Source organism: Thermoanaerobacter sp. CM-CNRG TB177, from assembly GCF_018588165.1.
Classification (GTDB): domain Bacteria; phylum Bacillota; class Thermoanaerobacteria; order Thermoanaerobacterales; family Thermoanaerobacteraceae; genus Thermoanaerobacter; species Thermoanaerobacter thermocopriae.
Genome location: NZ_JAFCAC010000044.1, coordinates 1 through 25,000 on the forward strand (window position 1 = coordinate 1; position 25,000 = coordinate 25,000).

The 25,000-nt window shown below is 33.7% G+C and carries 24 protein-coding genes and 2 pseudogenes; 23 read left to right on the top strand and 3 right to left on the bottom strand.

Going from position 1 to position 25,000, the window contains the following annotated elements; all coding sequences use genetic code 11:
- Positions 1-40 precede the first annotated feature (40 nt).
- Positions 41-316, top strand: a pseudogene (locus I4N53_RS03040) (response regulator transcription factor); the annotation flags it as partial.
- A gap of 98 nt (positions 317-414) precedes the next feature.
- Positions 415-1,818: an aminopeptidase gene (locus I4N53_RS03045; protein ID WP_214495550.1), complete on the top strand. Its 1,404-nt coding sequence runs from the start codon at positions 415-417 to the stop codon at positions 1,816-1,818.
- Between the two features lie 19 nt (positions 1,819-1,837).
- On the opposite strand, the pseudogene I4N53_RS03050 reads toward I4N53_RS03045, so the two are convergent.
- Positions 1,838-1,957 (bottom strand): annotated as a pseudogene (locus I4N53_RS03050) (CAP domain-containing protein); the annotation flags it as partial.
- A 120-nt stretch (positions 1,958-2,077) separates the two neighbouring features.
- Between I4N53_RS03050 and I4N53_RS03055 the strand changes: the two are divergent.
- Positions 2,078-2,335 (top strand): DUF3343 domain-containing protein, encoded by a 258-nt coding sequence (locus I4N53_RS03055; RefSeq protein ID WP_003867254.1) that lies wholly within the window; start codon positions 2,078-2,080, stop codon positions 2,333-2,335.
- Here the strand turns inward: I4N53_RS03055 and I4N53_RS03060 are convergent.
- Positions 2,332-3,717 carry a hypothetical protein gene (locus I4N53_RS03060; protein WP_009052569.1) on the bottom strand — a complete coding sequence of 462 codons (1,386 nt, stop codon included), beginning with the start codon at positions 3,715-3,717 and terminating at the stop codon, positions 2,332-2,334. The genes I4N53_RS03055 and I4N53_RS03060 overlap by 4 nt on opposite strands.
- Positions 3,718-3,870: 153 nt before the next feature.
- On the opposite strand from I4N53_RS03060, the gene lpdA reads away from it, so the two are divergent.
- The 9 genes from lpdA (at position 3,871) to I4N53_RS03105 (ending at position 11,191) form a co-directional block, all read left to right on the top strand.
- Positions 3,871-5,223, top strand: coding sequence for a dihydrolipoyl dehydrogenase (gene lpdA, locus I4N53_RS03065; protein WP_214495551.1), 1,353 nt, complete (start codon positions 3,871-3,873; stop codon positions 5,221-5,223).
- Between the two features lie 18 nt (positions 5,224-5,241).
- Positions 5,242-5,928, top strand: a complete 687-nt coding sequence (gene lipB / locus I4N53_RS03070) for a lipoyl(octanoyl) transferase LipB (protein ID WP_003867258.1) — start codon at positions 5,242-5,244, stop codon at positions 5,926-5,928.
- Positions 5,915-6,763, top strand: coding sequence for a lipoyl synthase (gene lipA / locus I4N53_RS03075; RefSeq protein WP_214495552.1), 849 nt, complete (start codon positions 5,915-5,917; stop codon positions 6,761-6,763). Before lipB ends, lipA begins: the two co-directional genes overlap by 14 nt.
- A gap of 81 nt (positions 6,764-6,844) precedes the next feature.
- Positions 6,845-7,147 carry a ferritin family protein gene (locus I4N53_RS03080; RefSeq protein ID WP_255549669.1) on the top strand — a complete coding sequence of 101 codons (303 nt, stop codon included), beginning with the start codon at positions 6,845-6,847 and terminating at the stop codon, positions 7,145-7,147.
- 162 nt (positions 7,148-7,309) lie between these two features.
- A complete protein-coding gene (locus tag I4N53_RS03085) occupies positions 7,310-7,981 on the top strand; it encodes a hypothetical protein (RefSeq protein ID WP_214495554.1) in 672 nt (223 codons plus the stop codon).
- Between the two features lie 115 nt (positions 7,982-8,096).
- Positions 8,097-8,363, top strand: a complete 267-nt coding sequence (locus I4N53_RS03090; protein WP_214495555.1) for a metal-sensing transcriptional repressor — start codon at positions 8,097-8,099, stop codon at positions 8,361-8,363.
- Between the two features lie 48 nt (positions 8,364-8,411).
- Entirely contained in the window at positions 8,412-9,563 is a 1,152-nt protein-coding gene (locus I4N53_RS03095; protein ID WP_013150490.1) for a cysteine desulfurase family protein, read from the top strand.
- A 3-nt stretch (positions 9,564-9,566) separates the two neighbouring features.
- Complete coding sequence (thiI, locus tag I4N53_RS03100) at positions 9,567-10,709, top strand: tRNA uracil 4-sulfurtransferase ThiI (protein WP_013150489.1); 1,143 nt, start codon at positions 9,567-9,569, stop codon at positions 10,707-10,709.
- Positions 10,710-10,894: 185 nt separating this feature from the next.
- Positions 10,895-11,191, top strand: coding sequence for a DUF2089 domain-containing protein (locus I4N53_RS03105; protein ID WP_214495556.1), 297 nt, complete (start codon positions 10,895-10,897; stop codon positions 11,189-11,191).
- 29 nt (positions 11,192-11,220) lie between these two features.
- Here the strand turns inward: I4N53_RS03105 and ychF are convergent, their stop codons facing one another.
- Complete coding sequence (ychF, locus tag I4N53_RS03110) at positions 11,221-12,312, bottom strand: redox-regulated ATPase YchF (RefSeq protein ID WP_013150487.1); 1,092 nt, start codon at positions 12,310-12,312, stop codon at positions 11,221-11,223.
- Between the two features lie 142 nt (positions 12,313-12,454).
- Here ychF and I4N53_RS03115 point away from each other — a divergent pair, with 142 nt between their 5' ends.
- The 11 genes from I4N53_RS03115 to murD all read left to right on the top strand — a co-directional run bounded on the left by I4N53_RS03115 (position 12,455) and on the right by murD (position 24,996).
- Entirely contained in the window at positions 12,455-13,009 is a 555-nt protein-coding gene (locus I4N53_RS03115; RefSeq protein ID WP_013150486.1) for a YhcN/YlaJ family sporulation lipoprotein, read from the top strand.
- 104 nt (positions 13,010-13,113) lie between these two features.
- The gene (gene yfmF, locus I4N53_RS03120) at positions 13,114-14,397 is read left to right on the top strand and encodes an EF-P 5-aminopentanol modification-associated protein YfmF (protein ID WP_013150485.1); all 1,284 of its coding nucleotides are present in this window, start codon (positions 13,114-13,116) and stop codon (positions 14,395-14,397) included.
- A complete protein-coding gene (gene yfmH / locus I4N53_RS03125; protein ID WP_214495557.1) occupies positions 14,381-15,658 on the top strand; it encodes an EF-P 5-aminopentanol modification-associated protein YfmH in 1,278 nt (425 codons plus the stop codon). Before yfmF ends, yfmH begins: the two co-directional genes overlap by 17 nt.
- Before the next feature lie 154 nt (positions 15,659-15,812).
- The gene (gene mraZ, locus I4N53_RS03130; RefSeq protein WP_012995482.1) at positions 15,813-16,244 is read left to right on the top strand and encodes a division/cell wall cluster transcriptional repressor MraZ; all 432 of its coding nucleotides are present in this window, start codon (positions 15,813-15,815) and stop codon (positions 16,242-16,244) included.
- A 12-nt stretch (positions 16,245-16,256) separates the two neighbouring features.
- Positions 16,257-17,183 (top strand): 16S rRNA (cytosine(1402)-N(4))-methyltransferase RsmH, encoded by a 927-nt coding sequence (gene rsmH, locus I4N53_RS03135; protein WP_214495558.1) that lies wholly within the window; start codon positions 16,257-16,259, stop codon positions 17,181-17,183.
- A 28-nt stretch (positions 17,184-17,211) separates the two neighbouring features.
- Positions 17,212-17,661 carry a cell division protein FtsL gene (gene ftsL, locus I4N53_RS03140; RefSeq protein ID WP_013150482.1) on the top strand — a complete coding sequence of 150 codons (450 nt, stop codon included), beginning with the start codon at positions 17,212-17,214 and terminating at the stop codon, positions 17,659-17,661.
- 12 nt (positions 17,662-17,673) lie between these two features.
- Complete coding sequence (locus I4N53_RS03145; protein ID WP_214495603.1) at positions 17,674-19,749, top strand: stage V sporulation protein D; 2,076 nt, start codon at positions 17,674-17,676, stop codon at positions 19,747-19,749.
- 84 nt (positions 19,750-19,833) lie between these two features.
- Complete coding sequence (locus tag I4N53_RS03150; protein ID WP_214495559.1) at positions 19,834-21,285, top strand: UDP-N-acetylmuramoyl-L-alanyl-D-glutamate--2,6-diaminopimelate ligase; 1,452 nt, start codon at positions 19,834-19,836, stop codon at positions 21,283-21,285.
- Entirely contained in the window at positions 21,282-22,667 is a 1,386-nt protein-coding gene (gene murF, locus I4N53_RS03155; RefSeq protein WP_009052549.1) for a UDP-N-acetylmuramoyl-tripeptide--D-alanyl-D-alanine ligase, read from the top strand. Before I4N53_RS03150 ends, murF begins: the two co-directional genes overlap by 4 nt.
- Before the next feature lies 1 nt (position 22,668).
- Positions 22,669-23,619, top strand: coding sequence for a phospho-N-acetylmuramoyl-pentapeptide-transferase (gene mraY / locus I4N53_RS03160; RefSeq protein WP_009052548.1), 951 nt, complete (start codon positions 22,669-22,671; stop codon positions 23,617-23,619).
- 12 nt (positions 23,620-23,631) lie between these two features.
- The gene (gene murD / locus I4N53_RS03165) at positions 23,632-24,996 is read left to right on the top strand and encodes a UDP-N-acetylmuramoyl-L-alanine--D-glutamate ligase (RefSeq protein ID WP_012269185.1); all 1,365 of its coding nucleotides are present in this window, start codon (positions 23,632-23,634) and stop codon (positions 24,994-24,996) included.
- The last annotated feature ends 4 nt before the right edge of the window (positions 24,997-25,000 follow it).

Genomic DNA, 25,000 nt, shown 5'->3' on the forward strand with positions numbered 1-25,000 from the left:
AAAATTAAAGAAAAACTAAGATATTAAGAGAAAATAAAAGATAATAGAGGGAGGAGTTTATATTCATCCTTCTTTAATGGAAGAAATAGATAACATAGATCACGAAAACTTGAAAAAAGACCTCACACCACGGGAGATAGAGATTCTCAAACTTATTTCTAAAGGGTATAGCAATAAAGAAATTGCACAAAAACTATTTTTAAGCGAGAAAACTGTCAAGAACCATGTTTACAATATTTTTAAAAAATTAGATGTGAAAGACAGAACTCAAGCTGCTATTTATATGCTTAAAAATGAGACGATTTTACAAAACTAAACTTTTACAATGCTAAATTTGACTTTTATACAAAAAAAGCGTATCATATTGTTGATACAGAATGTCATCCATACAAAAAACCACGGGGGGTAATTTCTTTGGAAGAAAAAGATTTAAAGGAAATTGAAAAGCGTTTAGGTTACAAAAAAGTGGATGCATGGACAAAGATTACGCAAGAGGAGAAAGAAAAGGTTTACCAATTTGCAGAAGACTATAAAGATTTTATGGCAAAGTGCAAGACGGAAAGAGAAATAGCAGAAAAAATTGTAGAAATGGCCGAGAAAAACGGTTTTATTAACATTGAACAAGTTACAAATTTAAGGCCGGGCAGCAAAGTGTATTACAACAACAAAGGAAAATCAGTAGTTTTAGCTGTAATTGGTAAAGAGTCAATGCAAAAGGGAATAAAATCGGTAGCATCTCATATTGATTCTCCGAGAATTGACCTAAAACCTAATCCAATGTATGAAGATGGTGGTTTGGCTTTATTTAAAACCCATTACTATGGGGGTATTAAAAAATACCAGTGGGTGACAATCCCTTTGGCTCTCCATGGAGTAATTGTCAAAGCAAACGGTGAGAAAATAAACATTATACTGGGAGAAGATGAAAATGACCCAGTCTTTTACATAACAGATTTATTGCCCCACTTAGGGAAAGACCAGATGGAGAAAAAAGCAGCAGAGGCGGTTACAGGAGAAGCATTAAATGCTGTAGTTGGAAGCATTCCTTTTTCTGAGGAAGTCAGCGTGAAACCCAATATTTTAAAATATTTAAATGAAAAGTATGGCATAGTGGAAGAGGACTTTTTAAGTGCTGAGTTAGAATTAGTACCTGCCTATAAGCCTCGCGATATAGGATTTGACAGAAGTATGATTGGAGCTTATGGTCAAGATGACAGGGTTTGTGCTTATGCTTCTTCAAGAGCTATTCTTGAGCTTGAGGTGCCAGAGAAGACAGCTGTTACAATATTTGCCGATAAAGAAGAAATTGGAAGTATGGGCAATACGGGTTTACAATCAAGATTTTTTGAAAATGCTATTGCAGAGATATTAGAAAAATACGAAGGTAGCACAGATATTAAATTAAGAAGGGTTTTTGCGAATTCCGAACTGCTTTCTGCTGATGTAAATGCTGCATTTGATCCTACTTATCAAGAAGTCAGTGAAAAACAAAACACTGCTTATATAGGTAAAGGGGTTTGTGTAACCAAATATACTGGTTCAAGAGGAAAATCGGGGTCAAATGATGCAAATGCTGAGTTTGTCGGCAAAATAAGAAAACTCTTCAATGAAAATGGAGTAGTATGGCAGACAGGTGAGCTGGGCAAAGTTGACATGGGAGGCGGCGGCACAGTAGCACAGTTTGCAGCGAATTACGGAATGGAGGTTTTGGACTGCGGTGTTGCTCTTTTAAGCATGCACGCTCCTTATGAACTGTCTTCTAAAGTAGATGTGTATATGGCTTATAAGGCCTATAAAGTATTTATGGAAAAAGATTAAATCCGGGATTTACCCGGATTTAATCTTTTATAAACATTTCTACCACTATTATGCCATTGCCCTCTTTATTTTTCACTATTCCTACTCCTACCTTGTTGTAATAAGGGTTTAAAATATTTGCTCTATGTCCTTCTTTATTACCACCTCAAATCATATATTCTACAGACAGCTGTAAATTCCTTCAAGTAATTTATGGTGAGATAGGAACATTGTATCAACTTTTACTTTGTTGGAATATACTGATTTTGAGGTGGTATTAGTGAAATATGGATTGATTGTCTTTTACTCTTATCAGCATGGTTTAATGGCAGAAAAGATATTAAAGAAAAATAATATTCCGGTGGAGTTTGTACCAACTCCCAGAAGTATTACGGAAAGCTGTAGCCATTCTCTCAAGTTTGGATTAGAATCTTTACGAATAGTACAAAACCTTTTGCAAAGGCTCAACATTCCTTATAAGGGGATATACGAAGTAGAGAGAATTCCTGCGGGATATAAAATAGTCAAAATTATTTAATGTTCGTCGCTTTTTATAAATATACTTTTTATTTTTTGAAAAGTGCTGACATTTTGAAGAGATTCAAGCTTGCTGTTTAAAGTTATTATTTGATTTTGCAAATCTTTTATTTGTTTTTTAAGATTTTCATTTTCTCTTATCAAACTATTTACCATTGTATTGTAATTGTCCGCTTTAAGGGCAATTTTTATTTTTTCGTCATTTGTTTGTTTTAATAATTCTTGTAAATCGGCTATATTTTTGTTTTTTATTGTAATTTCAACATTTTTTCTGCTTAGTTCTTCTTCTAATCTTGTTTTTTCCTCCTTGATAGTTTCAAGCTTTTTTATTAGGATATTTAAATACTCCTGAACTTCTTTTATATAGAAAGTGAAATAAGAATCTTTTTCTCCATTTTTGCTGGTTAATGTGTACTGCAAAGAAGGAATTACTTCTCCTTTATCGCTTATAAATGAATAATTGCTTTGAAATCTGTCTATTGGGGTTTTTAACTTAAAAAAGTTGTATTCAGAAAAAGAAGGAGGAATTTTAAAAGGCTTGCACCAACTATTTCCTCCATCAGAGGACATGGTGGCAAAAAAGCTATCGTTTTGAAGGTAAGTGCACCATAAAGTATTTTCTAAAAGGGAGATATAGCAATTTTTAATATTTGTAGAATAAGCCAAAGTCGTGATACTACCCCAACTGCCTTTTGGCCAGCTTCCAGGGGTTTTCTTTCTGTATTTTATTTCTTGAATTATATCTTCTTCTACCCATAAGGTATGTACATTTTTTTGCGGATCTACAGTTATTGTAGGATAGTATATTCCTTCTGCTTCTGAAATTAGAAATTTTGGCGACCAGTTATCTTTTACGTAGTTAAGGTAGTAAAGTTGGCTGTTATTTTTTTCTTTTGTAACGTAAATCAAGTGAATATTTTCCTCTTCATCAATGAATAAGTCATAAAAAGGGGTGAAAGAGATATTTTTTATAATAGCTATATTATTGCCGCTCCAATTTTTGGCCCATTTTTGGTGTATTAAATGGATTTCTCTAGGATTATTAGAATTACTGATTGTGAAAAATATGTGAAGTGTTTTATTTTTTATAAAGAGGCTAAAATTGCTTATATACGTTTTTTTATCTTTATAAGTGTATAAAGCTTTTCCTACCCATCCTTCTTTCTTTTGAATTAAAAAAATTATTTCTCCTTGTGAATTATAGTATATCAGGTTTAGTTTTCCTTCTTCGTCGTAACAAGCGTCAAAATCACTTAAACAGTCTTTTACAATGATTTCTTCTGTTGTTTTTCCATTTTCTATAGTGTTCAATATGATTTTTCTATCTTTAAGATAAAGATACTGTAAAAAATCCTCATCTTTTTTAGTCACAATCTTGTCCATAAATTTCCCTCCCTTTGCTAAAATATATGCATAATGATTATTGAATAGAATTGACATGTTATTGACAATGATGAAAGAAGGATTTTGAGGTTAAGTGTAGAAATAAATAAAAAGATAAATCAAGAATCAATACACTCAAAAAGGAGGAGAAAAATGGATTACGATGTTATAGTTTTAGGCGGAGGGCCTGGTGGCTATACTGCTGCTATTAGACTCAGCGAATTAGGGAAAAAAGTCGCTGTTGTAGAAGAAGATTCATTAGGGGGAACTTGTTTAAATCGAGGTTGTATACCGACGAAAGTCTATTCTCATGCGGCTGAGCTTATAAATGCCATAAAAGATGCTAAAGACTTTGGAATAATGGCCCAGTATGCAGTGGATATTGCAAAACTTCGTCAGAAAAAAGAAAGAGTAGTAAAAAGACTTGTCGGTGGAGTAGGCTATTTAATGAACTTACACCATATAGATGTTATAAAAGGGAGAGGTAGGTTTGTTGATGAAAATACTATAGAAGTTGATAAAAGATACACAGCAGAAAATTTTATAATTGCAACAGGTTCAAAGGTGTTTTTACCTCCTATTGAAGGGATTAACTTAGAAGGTGTTATTACAAGTGATAAAGCGTTAGAACTTGAAAGAATTCCTGAAAAAATTGTCATCATAGGGGCGGGAATTATAGGATTGGAATTTGCAAATATTTATTCTGCTTTAGGAAGTAAAGTTGTCATCATTGAAATGCTTCCTCAACTTTTGCCTATGTTAGATAGAGACATAGCAGATACGATGGAAAAAATTTTGAGGCATAAAAAATTTGAACTACATTTAAACAGTAAAGTAGAAAAGATAGAAGAAGGTTTAAAGGTAGTTTATACCACAGAAGGGAATACTCAGGTAGTGGAATGTGATACTGTTTTAGTCGCTGTAGGAAGAGTTGCCAATGTAAATGGAATTGAAGCTTTAAATCTTGATATGGATAAAAAGGGCATAAAAGTCGACTCCCACATGAGGACAAGCATAAAAAATATATATGCAATTGGAGATGTTACAGGAGGTATACAACTGGCTCACGTGGCTTCTTATCAAGGTATTGTAGCTGCTCACAATATAGCAGGGGAAGAAAAGGAAGCGGATTTAAGTATAGTTCCAAATTGTCTCTATACAAATCCTGAAATAGCGTGGGCAGGTTTGAATGAGGTTCAAGCAAGAGAAAAATTTGGAGATGTAAAAATAGGCACTTTCCCTTATACTGCTTTAGGAAGAGCAATGACTATGGGGCAAAACGATGGATTTGTTAAAATAATTGCGGAGGCAAAATACAATAGAGTAGTGGGGATGGAAATAATAGGGGCTGGTGCTACAGAGATAATTCATGAGGGTGTACTTGCCATAAAAGAAGAGTTCACATTAGAAGAATTAGCAGATGCAATTCATGCTCATCCTACGCTTTCAGAAAGCGTAAAAGAGGCAGCAGAAGACGCATTAGGAATGCCTATAAATAAAGGATAAGTTAAAGGAGAGATTCACTTGAGAAAGGGAGAAGTTTTAAAACTGGGAATTGTACCTTATATGGAGGGAAAAGAGATACAGCTTAAAGCCTTTGAAAGAGTTAAAAAGGGCGAGACGGACGGGATTCTTATATTGCTTCAACATCCACCAGTATATACTATAGGAGTTTCAGGTGGTTTTGACGAAAACATCCTTGTGCCTTTAGCGGAACTTAAGAAAAAAGCGGAGCTTTATAAAGTAGAAAGGGGAGGTAAAATAACTTTTCACGGACCAGGACAAATAGTTGCCTATCCTATATTTAATTTGGCAAAGTGGCAAAAAGATGTTCATCTTTTTGTTTATAAATTAGAAGAGACGATTATAAAACTCTTGGAGGAGTATGGTATAAAAGCGGGAAGGAAGCCTAAATATACCGGAGTATGGGTAGGAGATGAAAAGATATGCGCCATAGGTATCGCTGTTAGGCGATGGATTACTTGGCATGGAATAGCCTTTAATGTAAATACTGACCTTTCATATTTTGGCTTAATAAATGCCTGCGGCATCACTGAGTTTGGAGTTACTTCTATGCAAAAACTTGGAATAAATGAAGACATAGAAAAAGTAAAAGAAAAAATGGTTGATAAATTTAGCGAAGTATTTGGTATACACTTTAGTGAGATAACTTTAGATAGATTGGCGGTGATTGATAATGCAAAAGCCTGAATGGCTCAAAGTGAGGCTATTAAACGAAGATTTAAACAGGATGGAAGCTTTTTTAAAAAGTATGTCTTTAAACACAGTTTGTCAAAGTGCCAATTGTCCCAACATGGGGGAATGCTTTGCGAGAAAGACAGCCACTTTTATGATTATGGGAAATATATGTACGCGAAACTGTAGGTTTTGTGCGGTAGAAAAAGGACATCCTCAACCTCTTGATGAGGATGAGCCTCGAAGAATTGCTGAGGCTGCTCAAAAGTTAGGATTAAAGCATGTAGTGGTTACTTGTGTTACAAGAGATGATTTACCGGATGGTGGAGCATCACATTTTGCAAAGACAATCTATGAACTTAAAAAATTGCCAGGAGTTACAGTTGAGGTACTTGTATCTGATTTTATGGGTAAAGAAGAGTCTATTGCTCAAGTAGTAGAAGCCAAGCCAGATATAATAAATCACAATATAGAAACAGTACCGAGACTTTATCCCAATGTAAGGCCAAAAGCAGATTATTTAAGGTCTTTAAACCTTTTAAAAATGATAAAAGAACTGGACCCTTCTATACTTACTAAGTCAGGAATTATGGTAGGTCTTGGGGAAACAGAAGAAGAGGTTATACAAGTTATGAAAGACTTAAGAAGTGTTGATTGTGACATGATGACTATAGGACAGTATTTGAGGCCTTCAGCAAAACATATAGAAGTAGCAGAATATGTTATTCCTCAACAATTTAAAAGATATGAAGAAATAGGATATGAATTAGGTTTTAAATACGTAGCTTCTGGTCCCTTAGTCAGAAGTTCTTATCATGCTGATGAGGGGCTGAAGGTGATGAAGAGTTAGTTTCAACTTTTTTAAATTTTTTGATATTACATTAATTTATGATATAATCAAATCAATACATAGGGAAAGGAGATGTTAATTATGCCTGAGTTTGGAACTTCTTTTTCTGGACTTACTGAAAAAAGGAAGGTCACCCACGAAGAGTTGGTACGGGCTATACGCTTTATGGTGGCGGCAGAGTATGAGGCAATTCAACTTTATACTCAGTTGGCAGAAGCTACTGATAATGAATTAGCAAAAACAGTTTTAATGGACATAGCAGATGAGGAAAAAGTGCATGCGGGAGAATTTTTGAGGCTTTTGAAAGAATTAGCTCCTGATGAGGAGAAATTTTACGAAGAAGGGGCAAAAGAAGTAGAAGAAATGATTGAAAAGATTAAATAAAAGAAAGAGTTTGTGCTTATAGATAGTTACAAAATAAGTGCCTCAATCGAGGTACTTATTTTTTGATTTTTTGTAACAATCTAATACATTGAAACGTATATTGTAGATAGATAAGACAATTTAAGTTATTAAAAGCTGTAACTTTTAAGGGGGGGAAATAATATGGCTTTTTCTAAAAAGATGGTGGGACAGCAAGAAATAGTGCCAGGTCCTGTACAGCCAGGGCAACTTCCAGAACCTACAGAGATAACTTGCATTGAAGTGACTAAGATATATGATGCTTGTTCTCAGAGAATATGCCTTGATGATATACCTCCTATTACCTTTGTACCAACAAATCTAACTTTAACTCCTTCTTTTGGGGGATGTGAAAATATAACAGTATCTTTGGTAACACCGCCGGGTTTTGTGATAACGCCGCTTCCTGATAGAGAAGGATTTGCGAGGGTAGAAGCTACTTTTCAAGTGACTTTTGATATAGTGATTAACTATCCGGATGGAACTACACAAACATTGCCAGGCAATACTACTACTTTCAACAAAGATATTGTACTTTACGTACCAGACCCAAATGTAGCAATAATGAAATACGAGGCGTTAGCAGAGTGCTTGTACGGAAAGGTTAATCTAGGAGTTACTACCACTGTAGAAGTGATAATTGGGGTATGGATTGTGATAAAATCCGCAGTAGATGTGCAATTATTAGTTCCTTCTTATGGATTCTGTCCTACTCCAGCAGCTTGTGAGGAGTTTGTCACAGATGTGTGTGAAATTTTCAATCAGAAGCCTTTTCCATCTTTTGATCCGCCTCAAATGCAACAAAATCCTTATTAAAAGCCAGCTACTTAGCTGGCTTTTTTACATAGTGATTGACTCTTTATTATTTTTGTGGCAAAGTTATAATAGAATATGAGCAAAAGAAATCTATCTGTTGAAAGGTGTGTTGTAAGTGAGTGATAGTTTGAGAAATGATATTTTGCTAAGATTAAAAACGATAAAAGGGCATATTGCCGGTATAGAAAAAATGGTAGAAGAATCAAAAGGATGTGAGGATATCTTGTTGCAAATAGCAGCTGTTAAAGCCTCATTAGAAAAAGTAGGTATGTCAATCATTCAAGAACATGCAAAAGAATGTATATTAGCAAGTAAGGATGGAAAGGCTACCTATGAAGAGGTAGAAAGAATTATTAATTTAATGATTAGATTTGTAAAATAAATCGAGGAATTTGCTATTATTAAAAATCTAGTTAAAGGGATGATGGCCATGGAAGTATATCTCGACAATAGCGCTACTACAAGAGTTAGGAAAGAAGTAATTGAAAAAATGTCTGAAGTTTTAGATAAGGAATACGGCAATCCCTCTTCTTTACATATGAAAGGCTATCAAGCTGAAAAGTTAATGAAAGAAGCGAGAGAAAATGTAGCTAACTTAATCAACAGTGAGCCCGAAGGAATAATTTTTACTTCTGGAGGGACAGAATCAAACAATCTTGCTTTAATAGGGGTTGCAGAAAGTTTAAAAAAGAAAGGAAATCATATAATATCTTCAAAGATTGAACATCATTCTGTGCTCAATGTTTTAAAATATCTTGAGGAAAATGGCTTTGAAGTAACTTATCTAGATGTGGATAAAACAGGAAAAGTAGATGTAGAGGATTTAAAGAGGGCGATAACTAATAAAACTATACTTATATCAATTATGGCTGTAAATAATGAGTTAGGAACAATAGAGCCAATAGAGGAAGTAGCTGATATTGCAGAAAATGAAGACATAGTTTTTCACGTTGATGCTATACAAGCAGTAGGAAAAATAAATATAGATGTAAAAAAGCATAAAATAAAGATGGTGTCTTTAAGCAGCCATAAAATACACGGTCCTAAAGGAGTAGGTGCGCTTTATGTTGATAAAACAGTAAAGATTAGGCCAATAATTTTTGGAGGAGGCCAAGAAAAAAATTTAAGATCTGGGACAGAAAATTTACCGGGTATTGTAGGATTTGGAATAGCAAGCAAATTAGCCAAAGAAAATTTCCACGATAATGTAAGCAAATTAATGACATTAAAGAAGCGACTTTATCAAGGCATAGTTTCTGAAATAAAAGATGTCCATTTAAACGGGCCAAATGTTGAAGAAGGAGCGCCTCATATACTCAATATTTCTTTTGCCGGTGTGAGGGGAGAGGTGCTTTTACACGCTCTTGAAGAAAAAGGCATATATGTTTCTACGGGATCGGCTTGTTCTTCTAAAAAGAAAGGGCAAAGCCACGTTTTAAAGGCGATAGGCTTAAAAGAGGACCTGATTGAAAGTGCTATAAGATTCTCTTTTGGAATTTTTAATACAGAAGAAGAAATTGATTATACAATATCAGCTTTAAAAGAGAAAATAGATTTTCTTAGAAAATACAAACGGAGGTAAAATATGAAAGACGTATTATTGATTAAATATGGAGAACTGGCACTAAAAGGAGATAACAGGTCCTTTTTTGAAAACAAGCTTGTGAAAAATATAAAGAATGCTCTTAGAGATTTTGATGAGGTTAAAGTTGAAAAAACTCATGGCAGGATATATGTAGAATGCGATGGTGATATTGAAGAAGTTATAGAAAGGTTAAAAAAAGTTTTTGGCATTGTAGGCATAACAAAAGCAAAGAGAACTGATTTAAAGTTGGAGGATATATATCAAGCTGCGATAGAGTTGATGAAAGAGCATACGGGAAGGACCTTTAAAGTGGAAACTAAAAGACCAAACAAGTCTTTTCCTTATGACAGCATGGAAGTTACTCGGAGAGTAGGAGCAGCAGTATTGAAAAATGTCAAAAACTTAAAAGTAGATGTCCATAATCCTGATGTGCTCTTGATGGTAGAGATAAGAGAAATGGCATTTTTGTATGCGGGAGTGATTGAGGGAATAGGAGGCCTTCCTCTTGGTACGAATGGTAAAGCTACAGTACTATTATCAGGAGGAATTGACAGCCCTGTAGCTACTTGGATGATGATGAAAAGAGGAGTAGAGATAGAAGCAGTTTATTTTCACAGTCCTCCTTATACTTCTGAAAGGGCTAAAGATAAGGTTGTAGATTTGTGCAAAGTCCTTTCTCAGTATGGACAAAAAATAAAATTACATGTAGTGCATTTTACTGATTTGCAATTAGAAATTTATGAAAAGTGTCCACCCAAATTTACTACTATAATTATGAGAAGGATGATGATGAAGATAGCAGAAAAAATTGCTCAACAGAATGGTTCTATGGCTCTAGTCACTGGGGAAAGTTTAGGACAAGTTGCAAGCCAAACGATTGAAAGTTTATATGTAACCAATGCTTCTGTCTCTATACCAATATTTAGGCCTCTCATTGGAATGGATAAGACAGAGATTATAAATTTAGCTCAAAAGATTGGTACTTTTGAGATCTCTATAAGACCCTATGAAGATTGTTGCACTATTTTTGTGCCAAAACATCCTGCTACAAAGCCTAAGTTAGAAAAAGTAATAGAAGCAGAACAAAAAATGGAGTATCAAAAATACTTAGATAATTTTGAAGAAGAAATCGTGGAAGTTTAAACCAAGCCTCTAGTGCTTGGTTTGTTTTTTGCTACTTCTTTTAAAAAATTAATTTTTTCAAAGTAAAACTTAAAATAATTTAAAATTAATATTGACATTTTTAAATTACGCGTTATAATGAAAAACAAAACAACGGATAAGAATGTAGGTTTTACTGATAAACTTACATTTTAAGAGGTGATAGTATGAAGGAAATTTTAGGGAAATGCCCTGTTTGTGGAGAAAAATTAGTAGTGACGAGACTGGAATGTCCTCAATGTGGAACAGCAATTGAAGGCAAATTTGAACTTTGTAAATTTTGCTATTTGTCAAAAGAGCAGAGAGATTTTTTGGCACTTTTCATACGGTCGAGGGGAAATATAAGGGAAATGGAAAAAGTATTAGGTTTATCTTATCCTACCATCAGAAATAAATTGGATAATTTAATTGCTACTTTAGAATATAAAGCTGAGGAGACGTCAAAGATAGACAAAAAAGAGTAACGTATAAAAATCGCCATAAAAGGCGATTTTTATACGTTAAATCTAAAGACTACCACATCTCCATCTTGCATCACATAATCTTTTCCTTCCAGTCTCATAAGTCCCATTTCTCTTGCTGCTGCCTGTGAACCGGCTTTTACTAAATCTTCATAAGAGATTACTTCTGCCCTTATAAATCCTTTTTCGAAATCTGAATGAATTTTCCCTGCTGCTTGAGGTGCTTTTGTGCCTTTTTTTATTGTCCAAGCGTGGACTTCTTTTGGCCCAGCGGTGAAAAAGGTTATAAGTCCAAGAAGAGAGTAACCATGTCTTATTATGTTGTTAAGGCCAGGTTCGGCAAGGCCGTATTCTCTCAAGAGTTCATTTCTTTCTTCATCACTTAAAGAGGCTAATTCTTCTTCAATTTTTGCACTTATAACCAAAACTTGGGAATTTTCTTTTTCAGCATATTCTTTTAGTTGCTTTACATATTGATTTTCTTCTCCTGAAATTAAATCTTCTTCTGATATATTTGCTACATACATAACAGGTTTGGAGGTAAGCAACATAAGTTGACTTACAAAACTTTTCTCTTCTTCAGTAAATTGAAGAGCCCTTACAGGTTTCCCTTCATCTAATCCTTTTTTTATTTTTTCAAGTACTTCCACTTCAAAGGCTGCTTTTTTATCATTTCGCGCAAGTTTTGATGTTTTTTGAAGACGCCTTTCAATAACTTCCATGTCAGCAAGTATAAGTTCTAAAGTTATTATTTCAACATCTCTTATAGGATCAATACTTCCTTCTACATGGACAATGTTGCTATCTTCAAAGCATCTTACCACGTTTAATATAGCATCAACTTCCCTAATATGAGAAAGAAATTTATTTCCTAAACCCTCTCCTTTACTTGCCCCTTTTGTCAGCCCTGCTATGTCAACAAATTTTATAGTTGCAGGAATAACTTTTTGCGGTTTCTCAATTTTTGACAAAAAATCTAACCTTTCATCAGGCACAGATACAATTCCGACGTTTGGCTCAATAGTACAAAAGGGATAATTTGCACATTCTGCACCTGCTTTTGTAATTGCGTTAAACAAAGTGCTTTTACCGACGTTAGGCAGACCAACAATTCCTATTTCCATTTCATCTTCCCTCCAATAGCATTACATATGCATTATATATTACTTACGAAATTTTTTCAAATGTTTTTCATAAAAATTCCATAATTTAGCATAATACTTTTTAATAAAAGTGCAAAAATATATTTCGAGGAGGTGTATAGCTTTGAAAAAAATAAAAAGTATAATCACAATAGTGCTTATTGGGACAATGATAATAGCTTCAATGGCAGGATGCAGGACTACGGCTAGGAAGCCGGCTCCTACTCGTTATACACCGACTCCTACAAGAACGGTTCCTGCACCTTCTAAGACAGCGCCACGTTATACAACACCTGCGCCTAGGACACCGACAACACCGGCTCCGACTCCTGTGAGAAAACCGACAACAGAAAAAGCAAGAGCAACAACTATAGCTACAAATGTTGCTAAAATACCGGAAGTTAACAAAGCCACAGTAGTAGTATCTGGAAGTACTGCTATTGTAGGGGTGGACATGAAAGCAAAAGTGCAAGGTACTCGCGAGACAGATGTAAAGAAGAAAGTAGAAAAGACTGTAAAAGATACTGATAAGTCTATTACAAGGGTCTATGTAACTTCAGACCCAGATTTATACAAGAGAATAGATAATATTGCCAAAGGAATTTCTGCAGGAAGACCAGTTTCTGAATTTGCAAAACAAATTTCGGAAATTATAAAACGCATTACTCCTGGTATGTAACAAAGCCTGGGGTTTTTCCCCCGGGTTTTATGTATTATTGACTTTGTGCTACAATTATCATATAATCAAAAAATAATTGGATTATTTTAGAAGGAGTTGATTAGATGGAACTAATTGAAAGACAATTAAATAATGAGATAAATTTGTACATAGACACAACAGGTAAATTTAAAACAGTAACAATTAATCTTTATATCCACAACCAACTGGGAGAAGAGGCTACAAAATATGCTTTGTTGCCTGCTGTTTTAAAAAGGGGTACTTCTAGTATAAAAACTTACAAAGAAATGGTGAAGTTTTTGGAAAACTTGTATGGTACTACAATGGCTGTTTCTGTGTATAAAAAAGGGGAAAGGCATCTTCAACAATATAGATTGGAATTACCTCAAGAAGAGTATATACAAGAGAATATTTTAGAAAAGGGAGTAAAATTTCTAAAAGATTTAATTTTTAACCCCTTTATAGAAGGAAATGCCTTCAATAAGGAGTATGTAATTCAGGAAAAGGAGATTCACAAAAATTTGATAGATTCAAGAATAAACGATAAAACCAGATATGCAGTAGACCGTTGCTATGAAGAAATGTGCAAGGGAGAACCTTTTGCTATTTTTGAGTTGGGAAGAAGTGAGGATTTAAACTTTATTGATGAAGTCAATCTTTACCATTATTATCAAAATTGTATTAATACTTTGCCAATAGATATATACGTTGTAGGAGACGTAGAGCCTAAATATGTAGAAGAGGTTTTTGCAAAATATTTTTCTTTTAAACGAGAACAAATATTAAATATTCCTTCTCCAAATGTACATAAAGAAGTAAGGGAAATAAAATATGTTACGGAAAATTTAGAAGTAACACAGGGGAAACTTACTCTTGGCTTTAGAACTAATGTAGCGGCTAACAGCGAGGAATATTTTCCTCTTTTAGTATACAGTGGCATATTAGGAGGAGGACCTTTTTCTAAACTTTTTATGAATGTGAGGGAAAAAGCTAGCCTTGCTTATTATGCTTATTCAAAGCTGGAGAGATTTAAAGGCTTAATGGTGGTAAGTTGCGGTATAGAGATAGAAAATTACAATAAAGCTCTTGATATAATACTCAAACAGTTAAAAGAAATTGAAGAAGGTAATATCTCAGATTATGAATTAGATTCTACAATAAAAGCCTTAAAAACTTCTTTAAAAGCAATGAAAGACAATGCCACTTCTAAGTCTGACTACTACTTATCACAAAAAATTGCAGGAATGAATTTGAAGATAGAAGAATTTATCGAAAAAGTAGAAAAAGTGACAAAAGAAGAGGTAGTTGAAGTTGCTAAAAAAGTTAAATTAGATACGGTGTATTTCATGACTGGCAAAAAGGAGGATAAATATGCAGCAATTGTATAATGAGAGAATAGATGAAAAAATACTTTTACAAGAATTGGATAATGGTCTAAAAGTGTATATAATGCCTAAAAGAGATTATACAAAGCAATTTGCGATATTTGCTACTCGTTTTGGCTCTAATGACAGTAAATTTATCGCTCCAGGGGATACTGAGGTAACAGAGGTACCTGATGGGGTAGCACATTTTTTGGAACACAAAATGTTCGAAGAGGAAGAAGGTAGCATTTTCGAACAGTTTTCAAAATTAGGGGCTTCAGCCAACGCTTATACCAATTTTACTACAACTGCTTACTTGTTTGCAAGTACTGAAAACTTCTACGAAAACTTAAAACTTTTAGTGAATTTTGTACAAAATCCTTATTTTACAGATGAAAATGTTGAAAAAGAAAAGGGAATAATAGCCCAAGAAATAAGAATGTATCAAGATGACCCTAATTGGAGAGTTTATTTTAACGCATTAGAGGCTCTTTATCATGTATATCCGGTTAGAAAAGACATAGCTGGTACAATTGAATCAATTTCTAAAATAAGCAAAGAAACTTTATATAAATGTTATTATACCTTTTATCATCCTGAAAATATGGTTTTGTTTGCGGTAGGTGATATTGATGTAGATAAAACTCTGGACATTATAAAGGAAAATGTGAGACAGGAAAAAAAACAAGGAGAAATAAAAAGGATATATCCCAAGGAGCCTTTAAGTGTTTATGAAAAAGAAGTAGTACAAGATATGCAAGTATCCATTCCTCTTTTTAATCTAGGTTTTAAAGATACAGATGTAGGTTTTGGCGGAAAAAAATTATTAAAGAAGAACTTAGAGGTACAAATAGGGTTGGAAATGGTATTAGGCAGAAGTTCTGATTTATATGAAAGACTTTACAATGAAGGGCTTATTGACAGCACTTTTAGCTTTGATTACGGCGGAGAGATAGATTATGGTTATTCTATAATAGGGGGTCAATCTAAAGATCCTTTTAAAGTGAGAGATATAATTTTAAATGCAATAAATAATCTACAATTTTTAAAGGAAGAAGATTTTGAGAGAATAAAGAAAAAATACATAGGAAAATTTTTAAGAACATTTAATTCAGTCGATAGTATAGCTTACAGTTTTATAAACTTTTATATGAAAGAAATAAATTTGCTGGATTATTTAGATGTGCTTTATAGTATAAGCTTTGAAGATGTTAGAGAAAGATTTCAAAATCATCTGAGAGAAGAGAATAGTGTACTTTCCGTTGTGAATCCTATAAAAAAATAAAAATCAGGCGTAAAGTAATCAGGTGCAAAGCCTGATTTTTTTTATTTTTTTATAAAAATTTAGCAGGATTTTTTAAATTTATATAGAATAACATATTAAGTGGTGTAATGTGGTGGTAAGTGGGAGAATGTGAAATGAAAGTTTGGTGTTTTATATGTTGATGGGCCAATACGAACATACAATTGATGCAAAAGGAAGGGTAATAATCCCCGCTAAATTTAGAGAAGAATTGGGGGAAAAGTTTGTATTGACTAAAGGTTTGGACAATTGTTTATTCGTGTATTCTTTGGAGGAGTGGAAGAATATTGAGGCAAAACTTAAAACTTTGCCACTTACCAAAAAAGACGCAAGAGCATTTACGAGATTTTTCTTAGCTGGAGCTGTGGAATGTGAAATTGATAAACAGGGAAGAATACTTATACCTGCTAATTTAAGAGAGTATGCCAAAATAGAAAAAGATGTGATATTTATTGGAGTTTCTACAAGGGTTGAGATTTGGAGTAAAGAGGTTTGGGAAGAATACTCTAACAATACAGATGTTTCTTTTGAAGAGATTGCTGAGCATCTTGATGACTTAAACATATAGGTGTGATAAAGAATGGAATATAGCCATAAAAGTGTTTTGCTTAAGGAGACAATTGAATATTTAAATATAAAACCAGAGGGAATATATGTAGATGGTACTTTAGGTGGTGGAGGCCATTCTGAACAGATATTAAAAAGGCTCACGAAGGGAAAATTAATTGCGATAGATAGAGATTTGGATGCGATAAAAGCTAGCAAAGAAAGGCTTAAAAATTACAAAAATGTAAAATACATAAATAATAATTTTAAAAATATAAGAGAGATACTTAAAAGTTTGGGTGTAGACAAGGTTGATGGCATCATTTTGGATTTGGGGGTATCTTCTTTTCAATTAGAAGAAGTTGAACGGGGTTTTTCTTATATGAAAGATGCTCCACTAGATATGAGAATGGACAAAAATTCAACTTTTTCTGCTTATGATGTGGTGAACAAGTATTCACAGCAAGAATTAGAAAAAGTTATAAGAGAATATGGAGAAGAAAAATGGGCATCACGTATTGCTAAATTTATTGTAAAAGAAAGAGAAAAAGGAGAAATAAAAACTACTTTCCAGTTGGTAGAGATTATAAAAAATGCTATTCCTGCCTCTGCCAGAAGGAAAGGGCCACATCCAGCCAAAAGGACATTCCAAGCCATACGAATAGAAGTAAATGAAGAACTTAAAGGCTTAGGTAAAGCGATTGAGGACATGGTAGAGGTATTACGGGGGAAAGGGCGCATTGCGATAATCACATTTCACTCTTTGGAAGATAGAATTGTGAAGAACACTTTTAAAAAATTAGAAAATCCCTGTACTTGTCCACCAAATATGCCATGCATTTGTGGGAAAAAACCGGTGGTAAAGATTATAACAAAAAAACCGGTAGTACCTTCCAAAGAGGAAATAGAAACAAATTCCAGGTCTCGCAGTGCAAAACTTAGGGTTGCAGAAAAACTGTAAGTTCTAAAAGAAATGGAGGTAGAATAAATTGATAGTAGCACAAAGAGAATATAATTACGAGTATCCCCCATATACCTCAGAAGAGAAAGAACAAAAGCAAGTAAGAAAAACTAAAAAAAAGAGGAAATTAAAAAATTTGCTTTTGGTAGTTTTTGTAAGTTCTTTGAGCGTTTTAATACTTTATAGGTATACGATAATTTATCAAAAATCAATTGCTTTAGACAAAATGGAAAAGCAAATACAGTATACTGAAAATTTAAATCAGCAATTGAAAGCCCAAATTGCTTCTTTAACCAATCCTGCTCGAATTGAAGAAATTGCAAAAGAAAAATTAGGAATGCAAATGCCAGAAGAAAATCAGATAGTCTACATAAGTGTAGGAGAAAAACCTAAAGTAGCTGAGGAGAAAAAAAGCGAAGAAAAATCACAAGATAAAAGTAACTTTTTTATGAGGTTATTGGGGGTGTTGAATAGATAGGGGGGATAATAGATACATCCAGCCGTATCTGTAAAGAGAAGAATCCTCTTTTTACTTTTTTTATCTACGATAGTTGTTTTTGGTCTTATAGTTAGGCTTTTTTGGATACAAGTGGTAAGAAGTGAAGATTATCAAAAGATGGCACTCCCTCAATGGACTTTAGACGTGTCTGTGAGTGGTAAAAGGGGAAATATATTTGATAGAAATGGAAAAGTATTAGCAGAAAATATAAGTGTGAACAAAATAAGCGTTATCCCCAAGGAAATACTTGATTCTCACAGAGAAAAAGTGGCTGAAGCTTTAGCACAAATATTAAATTTAGATAAAGAAAAAGTTTTTCAAAAGATTTCCAACAAAAACTTACAAGAAGTGCTAATTGCAAAACAAGTTGATGACAAAAAAGCATCAGAAATAAGAAAACTCAATATAGATGGAATAATAGTTTCTGAGGATATGAAAAGATTTTATCCCAATAATACTCTTGCATGTCATGTGTTGGGATTTACTGGAATCGACAACCAAGGTTTGGATGGAATTGAATTAGCATTTGACAACTTTTTAAGAGGCATTCCCGGGAAAATTACTACTCCAATGGATGCTATAGGTAGGAAGATGAAGAGGGGGGAGGAAGAATATTTTGAGCCTCTTCCGGGATATAATGTAGTACTTACAATAGATGAGACTATTCAGCATTTTGCAGAAAAGGCTCTTAACCAAGCGATGGTTCATTCTAAGCCTTCAAAGGGAGCAGCAGCTATTGTTATGGACCCTAAGACAGGGGAAATATTGGCCTTGGCTAATAGGCCAAATTTCAATCCTAATAATCCTTTTGAAGGACCTCAAGAGGAATGGTTTAAGTCTTGGCGAAATAAAGCTATTTCTGATTCTTATGAGCCTGGTTCTGTTTTTAAGACAGTTACTGCTTCTGCAGCTTTGGAAGAAAAACTTGTAGGTGTTAATGAACAGTTTTATTGTCCGGGCTATATTACAGTTGCTGGGCATAGAATAAATTGCTGGGCTACTCATGGGAGTGAAAATTTTGTTAAAGGTGTTCAAAATTCCTGCAACGTAGTTTTTGTGACGTTAGGGCAAAGATTAGGAGTTGAAACATTTTATAAATACATCCATGAATTTGGATTTGGACAAATGACTGGAATCTTTCTTCCTGGTGAAGCTCCAGGTCTTGTGTTGTCACAAAATAATGTTGGACCTGTAGAACTAGGCACTAATTCTTTTGGGCAAGGTATTGCGGTGACACCTCTTCAGATGATTACTGCTGTCTCTGCAATAGCCAATGGAGGAAAACTGATGCAACCCCTAATTGTTAAATCAATTGTAGATTCAAATGGAAAAGTAGTAAAGGAATTTAAACCAAAAGTAGTAAGGCAAGTCATTTCTGAAGAGACATCTTCTATAATGAGGGAAATACTAAAAAGTGTAGTTACGGAGGGAACAGGCAAAGCAGGATATATTGAAGGATTTGATGTAGCTGGCAAAACTGGTACTACAGAAAAATATATGCCAGGCAAATATGTGGCATCTTTTATAGGTTTTGCACCAGCAGATGACCCAAAAGTTATTGCGCTGGTGGTAATAGATGAGCCTAACAGTCCTGAAGGACATTTTGGAAGCCAGTTGGCTGCTCCTGTAGTAAAAAGTATTTTAGAAGACACATTAAAATATTTGGAAGTACAGCCAAAAGGTATAGAAAAACCTAAAACTGTTGTAGTGCCGGATGTAAGGAATATGAAACTTTATGAAGCAGAGAACGTTATTTTATCGAATAATCTTAACTTTATTATAGAAGGAAGTGGAGATACTGTATTTGATCAAATGCCTAAACCGGGAGCAATTGTAGAAGAAAATACACAGGTTATTTTGTACTTAAATGCTGAAAAAATACAAGAAGTAGTAGTGCCTGATTTAACTGGTAAAAGTGTAAAAGAAGCTACAGGAATTCTAAATTCTTTAGGACTTAAGATAAAAATAAAAGGCAGCGGTTTTGCTGTAAATCAAAACCCAAAAGAAGGTGCGATTTTGAAAAAAGGTGAAACTGTGGAAGTGGAGTTTAGGCCTAAGGAAAATTAAACTTCTATCTATGCAAAATCTATAATTGTGCTATACTATTTAGTGGTGGTATGCTTTTTAGATATTTTTGTGAGGAGGCCTAACATGAAACTTATAGATATTTTAAAAGGAGTCAACTGCGAGATAAAAGGAGATCCTAATATAGACATCGGTGGGGTGTGCTACGATTCTCGCAAAGCCAAAAAGAAATATTTATTTATTGCTATAAAAGGGTTTAAAACCGATGGTATTTTATATGTGGAAGAGGCTATTAAAAATGGAGCAATTGCAATAGTTGTAGATAGGGAAATAAAAGAGTATCCCGGGGTTACAACAGTATTAGTGGAGGATGCTCGAGCTGCCATGGCGAAAATAGCTTCTAATTTTTACAATAACCCCACTACCAAACTTACTTTAATTGGTGTGACTGGAACAAATGGCAAAACCTCTGTTACTTATATGCTAAAAGCGAGTTTAGAAAGGCAAAATAATAAAGTGGGCCTGGTGGGGACTATACAAAATATGATAGGGGATGAAGTGATACCTTCTGTACATACCACACCTGAATCGTTAGATTTGCAGGAGCTTTTTAGCATTATGGTGAACAAAGGTGTTAAGTATGTAGTTATGGAGGTATCGTCCCATTCTTTAGCATTAAATAGAGTAGACGAATGTGAATTTGATATAGCAATTTTTACCAACTTATCCCAGGACCATTTAGATTTTCACCAGAACATGGAAGAGTATGCTAAGACAAAGAGTAAGTTATTCAAGATGGCAAAGAGGGCGTCGGTTATCAATATAGATGATAAATACTCTTCTATGATGATTGAGAGTTCTAAAGCAAAGGTTTTGACTTATGGTATAGAAGATTTTGCTTATGTTATGGCAAAGGATATTAGGAATAGTTTAGATGGTGTAAAGTTTAAAGTTCAGATTGAAGATAAAAAAGAAGAGATGTCATTGAAAATTCCTGGTTTGTTTAATGTCTACAATGCTTTAGCTGCTATTACAGTGGCTGATTTTCTTGGTATTTCTTTGCGAAGTGTGAGAGAGGCTTTAAGTCAAGTTACAGTAAAAGGTCGATTTGAACCGGTGGAGACAGGAAAAGACTTTTATGTGTTCATAGATTATGCCCATACTCCTGACGGAATACGGAATATAATGGAAGCCTTGAAGGAATATAAAACTGGGAGAAAAATACTTCTTTTTGGTGCTGGAGGAGATAGGGATAAAACTAAAAGGCCTTTGATGGGAGAAGTTGCAGGAAAATATGCAGATTTTTGCATTTTGACATCAGACAATCCTCGTTCGGAGGACCCAAGAGAAATAATTTCACAAATTGAGGAAGGCATAAAAAAGACTAATTGCCCTTATGTTGTAATAGAAAATAGAAAAGAAGCGATAAGATACGCTCTGACTAATGCTCAAAAAGACGATGTAATAATATTAGCAGGCAAAGGCCACGAAACTTATCAAATTATAGGAAATAAGGTTATTCCCTTTGATGAGAGAGAAATAGTTAAAGAAATTTTGTCTGAAGGTGGTAATAAATGATGGAACTTTTAATAGATGAAATTGTAAGAGCCACAGAGGGAAAATTGATAAAAGGAAATTTAAAGGACAAAGTAATGGGAATTTCGACTGATTCGAGAAAAGTCAAAAAAGATGAATTATTTATCCCTTTGAAAGGGGAAAAATACGATGGAGAAGATTTCGTAAAAGATGCAATAGACAAAGGTGCTAGTGCAGTTATTACTGCGAGGTTGGATAATGTAGAATGTTTGAAAGATTTTTCAGTTAATGTCATTTACGTTAATGAGACTTTAGAAGCTTTGCATAAAATTGCTTCTTATTATAGAAAAAAATTCAATATTCCCTTCATTGCTGTGACAGGTAGCAGTGGAAAAACTACTACTAAAGATATGATTGCACAAATATTGTCTAAAAAGTATAAAGTTTTGAAAACAGAGGGAAATTTTAATAATGAAATTGGCTTGCCATTGACAATTTTTAATTTGGAAGATACTCATCAGATTGCGGTAGTGGAAATGGGAATGAATGGTTTTGGAGAAATTAGGAGGTTAAAGAATATTGCAGAGCCTCAAGTAGCAGTTTTTACAAATATAGGAGTTGCTCATATCGAAAAATTAGGCTCAAGAGAAAATATATTAAAAGCAAAAACTGAGTTAATTGAAAATTTTAAAGAGGAAAATGTGATTGTATTAAATGCAGATGATGATATGCTATCAAAAATTCCTCTGCAGTATTCAAGTAAGTATTACAGATATGGTATAAAAAGTGGAGAAATTAAAGCTTGCGATATAGAAAAAGAAGAAAAAGATATAAAATATACTTTAAAATATAAAAATTTGGCGAAAGAAATAAAGCTTTCGGTTCCTGGTATTCACAATGTGTACAATTCTCTTGCTGCAATTTGTGTTGGATTAGAGTTTGGTATTAATGTAGAGGACATGGCAGAGGCTTTAAAAGATTTTCAACCAGGCAAAATGAGACTTAATATAATAAAAATAGGTGATATAAAAATTATTGACGATGTATATAATGCTAATCCGGATTCTATGAAAGCAGCTTTAAGCGTATTAAGGGATTTACCTGCTAAGAGAAAAATAGCAGTTTTAGGAGATATGCTGGAATTAGGTGAGTATGCAGTAGAAGCCCACAAAGAAATAGGAAAATTGGTGGCAGATAGCCATATAGATATTTTGATAACCTCTGGTGATATGTCGAAATATATTGCAGAAGAATCCAAGGTTTGTGGGATGAAAGAGAATAATATTTTTGTTTGTAACACTAATAAAGAGGTTAATGAAATTTTGAAAGATATTATCAAAGAAGGGGATTCAATTTTAGTAAAAGGTTCAAGAGGTATGAAAATGGAACAAATAGTACAATTTTTACAGGAGAGGGTAAAGTAAAATGTTACAAAAGATAATTTTGGCTACAGTTGTTGCTTTTGTGCTAAGCTTGGCCTCTGGTCCTCTTTTTATACCTTATCTTAGAAAATTAAAATTTGGGCAAAAAGTAAGGGAAGATGGGCCTAAAAGCCACATAAAAAAATCTGGAACCCCTACAATGGGGGGAATAATGTTTATTACAGCCACAGTTATTTCTACTTTAATTTTTTCTCATTGGAATAAATATTTGGCTATTTTGTTATTAGGTTTTTTGGGATATGGTTTAATAGGATTTGCAGATGATTTTCTAAAGGTTTATTTTAAAAGGCCTTTAGGTTTAAAAGCGAGAGAAAAACTTATTGGACAGTTTTTACTTGCGATAATCATTTCATATTTTGCTCAAGAATATGTAGGAACAGAAGTGATTTTTCCTTTTTTAAAAACTACTATTGACCTTGGCAATTTTTATATTCCTTTTATAGTTTTTGTGATTGTAGGAACAGTAAACAGCGTAAACTTGACAGATGGGCTTGATGGATTAGCAGCAGGTGTATCTTTTATTGTTATGGCTTTTTTCACTATGACAGCTTTATTTTTAAATAATATAACTTATGGAGCGTTCAGTGCCGCTTTGACAGGAGGATTGCTAGGATTTTTGAGGTATAATCGTCATCCTGCGGAAATTTTTATGGGAGATACTGGTTCCTTAGCTATTGGAGGAGCTATAGCTACTGCCGCGGTTTTGACTAAATTGCCTTTGATTTTGCCCTTGATAGGTATTATTTATGTGGCTGAAGCTTTTTCAGTGATTATTCAGGTATTGTCTTTTAAATTGTTTGGTAAAAGAGTTTTTAAAATGAGTCCTTTACACCATCATTTTGAACTGTCAGGATGGCAAGAACAAAATGTAGTCTACGCTTTTTGGATTGTTACTTTAATTGCGATGTTTTTATCTTTTTATAGTTTAAGCTAAGGAGTGCAAATTATGGAACTAAAGGGTAAAAAAGTTCTTGTGGCAGGTTTAGGAGTTAGCGGAATAGCTTTGTGTAAAGTGTTGGACAGCTTGAAGGCGAAAGTAATAGCTTATGATGAAAAAGAATATGATGTATTAAAAGAAAATTTAGAAGAAATTAAAAGTTTGTCCATAGATTTTAGGTTTGGTAAATTCAAAAAGGAATTTTTAGAAGGTGTGGATTTGGTTGTTTTAAGTCCAGGTGTTCCTACTGATTCGGATATAGTAAAAACAGCACAAGAAAAGAAAATTGAATTATTGGGAGAAGTGGAGTTTGCATATAGGTTTTCTAAAGCTCCTATTTATGCAATTACAGGTACAAATGGCAAGACAACTACTACTTCTTTATTAGGAGAAATGTTTAAAAATACGGGGAGAAAAGTATATGTTGCTGGGAATATTGGTTATCCACTTATTTATGCTGTCATGGAAGCGGCAGAAGGGGATTTCATAGTAGCAGAGATTAGTAGCTTTCAATTAGAGACTATAAAAGAGTTTAAACCTAAAATAAGCTGTATAATAAATATTACTCCTGATCATTTAGACAGACATAAAACCTTTGAAAATTATAGGGATATAAAAGGAAGAATTTTTGAAAATCAACGAGAAGATGAATATACTGTTCTCAATTACGATGACCCTGTTACTTGGAGTCTAAAAAATAAGGCTAAATGCAGAGTTTTTCCTTTTAGTAGAAAAAGTTTATTAGAAAATGGGGCATATATAAAAGATGGAAGTATTTATATAAGTGTTAATGGAAATGCTGAAAAAATTATTGACATAGAGGAAATTTATATTCCTGGAGAACACAATTTAGAGAATGCATTGGCCGCTTCTTCAGTAGCATATCTTTCAGGGATTAGTGCAGATGTTATTGCAAATACTTTAAAGACTTTTAAAGGTGTAGAACATAGGATTGAGTTTGTTGATGAAATAAATGGTGTAAAATTTTATAACGATTCTAAAGGGACTAACCCAGACGCTTCAATTAAAGCAATACAGGCCTTAAAAACCCCTATAGTTTTAATTGCTGGTGGTTATGATAAAGGTAGTGAATTTGATGAGTTTGTAAAAGCCTTTAATGGGAAAGTAAAGAAATTGATTTTGATAGGGCAAACTGCAAAAAAAATCAGAGATACTGCAAGGAAGTATTCTTATCCTGAAGATGACATACTTTTTGCTGGTACCTTAGAAGAAGCTGTTAAAAAAGCTTATGAAAGTGCGAAAGAGGGAGATAGTGTACTTTTATCACCAGCTTGTGCCAGTTGGGATATGTTTAGGAATTTTGAGGAGAGGGGAAGAATCTTTAAAAAGGCAGTGGCAGAGTTGAGGAGGTAAAATA

Coding starts and splice junctions, on each gene's coding strand:
- I4N53_RS03060 (WP_009052569.1), bottom strand. CDS start 3,717: ATGGACAAGATTGTGACTAAAAAAGATGAGGATTTTTTACAGTATCTT.
- lpdA (WP_214495551.1), top strand. CDS start 3,871: ATGGATTACGATGTTATAGTTTTAGGCGGAGGGCCTGGTGGCTATACT.
- lipA (WP_214495552.1), top strand. CDS start 5,915: ATGCAAAAGCCTGAATGGCTCAAAGTGAGGCTATTAAACGAAGATTTA.
- I4N53_RS03080 (WP_255549669.1), top strand. CDS start 6,845: ATGCCTGAGTTTGGAACTTCTTTTTCTGGACTTACTGAAAAAAGGAAG.
- I4N53_RS03085 (WP_214495554.1), top strand. CDS start 7,310: ATGGCTTTTTCTAAAAAGATGGTGGGACAGCAAGAAATAGTGCCAGGT.
- I4N53_RS03095 (WP_013150490.1), top strand. CDS start 8,412: ATGGAAGTATATCTCGACAATAGCGCTACTACAAGAGTTAGGAAAGAA.
- thiI (WP_013150489.1), top strand. CDS start 9,567: ATGAAAGACGTATTATTGATTAAATATGGAGAACTGGCACTAAAAGGA.
- I4N53_RS03105 (WP_214495556.1), top strand. CDS start 10,895: ATGAAGGAAATTTTAGGGAAATGCCCTGTTTGTGGAGAAAAATTAGTA.
- ychF (WP_013150487.1), bottom strand. CDS start 12,312: ATGGAAATAGGAATTGTTGGTCTGCCTAACGTCGGTAAAAGCACTTTG.
- yfmF (WP_013150485.1), top strand. CDS start 13,114: ATGGAACTAATTGAAAGACAATTAAATAATGAGATAAATTTGTACATA.
- yfmH (WP_214495557.1), top strand. CDS start 14,381: ATGCAGCAATTGTATAATGAGAGAATAGATGAAAAAATACTTTTACAA.
- mraZ (WP_012995482.1), top strand. CDS start 15,813: ATGTTGATGGGCCAATACGAACATACAATTGATGCAAAAGGAAGGGTA.
- rsmH (WP_214495558.1), top strand. CDS start 16,257: ATGGAATATAGCCATAAAAGTGTTTTGCTTAAGGAGACAATTGAATAT.
- I4N53_RS03150 (WP_214495559.1), top strand. CDS start 19,834: ATGAAACTTATAGATATTTTAAAAGGAGTCAACTGCGAGATAAAAGGA.
- murF (WP_009052549.1), top strand. CDS start 21,282: ATGATGGAACTTTTAATAGATGAAATTGTAAGAGCCACAGAGGGAAAA.
- mraY (WP_009052548.1), top strand. CDS start 22,669: ATGTTACAAAAGATAATTTTGGCTACAGTTGTTGCTTTTGTGCTAAGC.
- murD (WP_012269185.1), top strand. CDS start 23,632: ATGGAACTAAAGGGTAAAAAAGTTCTTGTGGCAGGTTTAGGAGTTAGC.